The organism is Streptomyces sp. 13-12-16 (assembly GCF_002114215.1).
Taxonomy (GTDB): domain Bacteria; phylum Actinomycetota; class Actinomycetes; order Streptomycetales; family Streptomycetaceae; genus Streptomyces.
The window spans coordinates 3,813-5,903 of sequence record NZ_NCTE01001061.1 but is presented as its reverse complement, the minus strand read 5'-3'; the positions used below and the strand labels follow the sequence as shown (position 1 = coordinate 5,903).

General features: G+C 74.8%; 4 protein-coding genes and 1 pseudogene. 1 reads left to right on the top strand and 4 read right to left on the bottom strand.

From position 1 onward, the window contains the following. A partial coding sequence (locus tag B7767_RS35135; protein WP_085575614.1) for a dienelactone hydrolase family protein occupies positions 1-513 on the bottom strand: 513 nt, incomplete at its 3' end. A 14-nt stretch (positions 514-527) separates the two neighbouring features. Next, a complete protein-coding gene (locus B7767_RS35130) occupies positions 528-923 on the bottom strand; it encodes a DUF2267 domain-containing protein (RefSeq protein WP_085575613.1) in 396 nt (131 codons plus the stop codon). A gap of 146 nt (positions 924-1,069) precedes the next feature. On the opposite strand from B7767_RS35130, the gene B7767_RS35125 reads away from it, so the two are divergent. Then, a complete protein-coding gene (locus B7767_RS35125) occupies positions 1,070-1,405 on the top strand; it encodes a DUF6343 family protein (protein WP_085575615.1) in 336 nt (111 codons plus the stop codon). 161 nt (positions 1,406-1,566) lie between these two features. Here the strand turns inward: B7767_RS35125 and B7767_RS35120 are convergent, their stop codons facing one another. Next, on the bottom strand, positions 1,567-1,887 hold the full coding sequence (locus B7767_RS35120) for a DUF2795 domain-containing protein (protein ID WP_085575612.1): 321 nt from the start codon (positions 1,885-1,887) through the stop codon (positions 1,567-1,569). A 79-nt stretch (positions 1,888-1,966) separates the two neighbouring features. After that, positions 1,967-2,091 (bottom strand): annotated as a pseudogene (locus B7767_RS48620) (LacI family transcriptional regulator); the annotation flags it as partial.

Here is a 2,091-nt window from a genome sequence, read left to right as displayed (position 1 = left end):
CTCGCGGTTGAGGCCGAGCACCGTCTCGTCGTCGCCGCCCACCACGAGCAGCACCGGGCACGCGACCAGGCCGAGCGCGTCGCCCGCCAGATCCGGGCGCCCGCCCCGCGACACGACCGCCGACACCCGCTTGGGCCGCTCGGTGGCGGCCACCAGCGCCGCCGCCGCTCCCGTACTGGCCCCGAACAGACCCACGGGAAGGTCCACGCCGTCCGGGCGCTGCTCCAGCCAGTCGACGGCGTGCGCCAGCCGCCGGGCCAGCAGGCCGATGTCGAAGCGGTGCCGCCCCGTCGCGTCGTCCTCGCGCTCCTCCTCCGGGGTGAGCAGATCCAGCAGCAGTGTGCCGAACCCCGCCCCCTGCAACGCGGTGGCGACCGCCCGGTTGCGGGGGCTGAGCCGTGAACTGCCGCTGCCGTGGGCGAACAGCACCATCCCACGCGCCCCGGCGGGGATCACCAGGTCCCCGGGCAGGGCCGCCGCGCCCGAGGGGACCGTCACGGACTCGGAGACCATCCCCGGTCACCTCCTCAGTCGGTGTCGTCGGTGGCACGTCCGACGGGCAGCAGGCCGCCGATGTCCCTGGGCAGCGCGGCGGCCAGCTTCTCCGTCAGCTCCGGGGTGAGGGCCGCGTCGAGCACTTCCAGTACGGCGGCGGCCTCGCGCACGGCCGCGTCCTCGTCCGTCTCCGCGCGGCCGGCGATCCGTCCGGCGAACGTCGTCAGGTCGAAGCGCTCACCCGAGGTGGTCTGCCGCATGGGCGCGGCCAGGGTCGGCGGCAGCTGGGCGGCCACATGGCCCGCCAGCCCGGACGGCAGCCGCTCGGCCAGCGTACTGAGCACGGCCCGGGTCGCCCGCTCGGACGTTCCCCGGTCCGGCAACCGAGTGAGAGCCTGCACTTTTCCGATGAACTCGTCGTGCTGCATGAGGCGCTGTCCTTCCTCATGGTGCGGTGGTCTGCGGTCGGGCAACGGCCGGGTACCCGGAACGGGTCCGCACCAACGAACGCCGGTTTGTCACCGGGGACGGCGGCTACCCGGCCGGTGCGAAGGCGATGGAGGAGGTGTCCGGCGTGCGTGACCCCCGTACCGGCCCCACCCGCGAGCCGGTCTCCCGGGACCGCTCCGGAACGATCGGCCGCCGCTCCCCGCGGACCGGCACCGAACCGGTCACGGCGCGGAGCCCGCTGCGGCTGCGCCTGCTGCTCGCCGCGGTCTTCCTGCCCCTCTTCCTCGCGGGCACCGCGCTGTTCGGCACCTGGGCCGCGTGGTCCGACGCCGGCGACAGCCCCGGTCGGGGCCCGCTGATCCTGCTCGCCGTCGTCTGCGGCGTGCTCGCGCTGACGGCCCTCCTGGACCTGACGGTCGTACTGCGCCGTCTGCGACGGGAACGAGGGACCGCCCACTAGGGCGGCCCCGCGCACGGCGCATCTCCCCGGGCGCCGTCCACGGGGGTGGAGCCACGGCACGGGCGGTCCGAAGCGGCCGGCCCGGAACAGCCGGACACGGCCGGAGGACACCCGCCCTCCTCCCGCACCCCCGGACGGCTCACCCGCACCGCCTGCCCAGGTCAGCGGTCCAGTTCCTCCTCCACCGGCGGTTTCGGCACGTCACGCAGGTGCTGGGACTGTCCCTGCCTGCCGCCCGCGCGGGCCTGCTCCGCCTGCTGCGCGGGGCTCAGGCCGAGGTCGGAATCGGGGTCCACGCGCACCGACCGGGCCACCTCCTCACGATTGGCGTACTGCTCGGCGGGAATGCCGCGCAACGCCTTGACCACGTCCGGCGCGGCACCCGACCGACTGGCCGCCTGGACCAGGTCGTCCTTGCCGGCCGGGAAATCGACGTCCTTGATGGCGCCCACCACGTCCCGGGCGCTCGTCCTGTGGGCCATGGCTCCTTCTCCCTCATCGTGGTACCGGAGCCTCCCGGGTAACCGCCATCGCCCGTCCCTCACCTCCGCGAAGGCCCCGCTACGACGACTCCCGCACCACCAGCTCCGTGGGCAGCGTCCGCTGCTGCCGGGGTCCGCCCTGCTGGGTGATGCCGGTGAGGATCCGGGCCATGGTGCGGCCGATCTCCTCCACCGGCTGGCGCA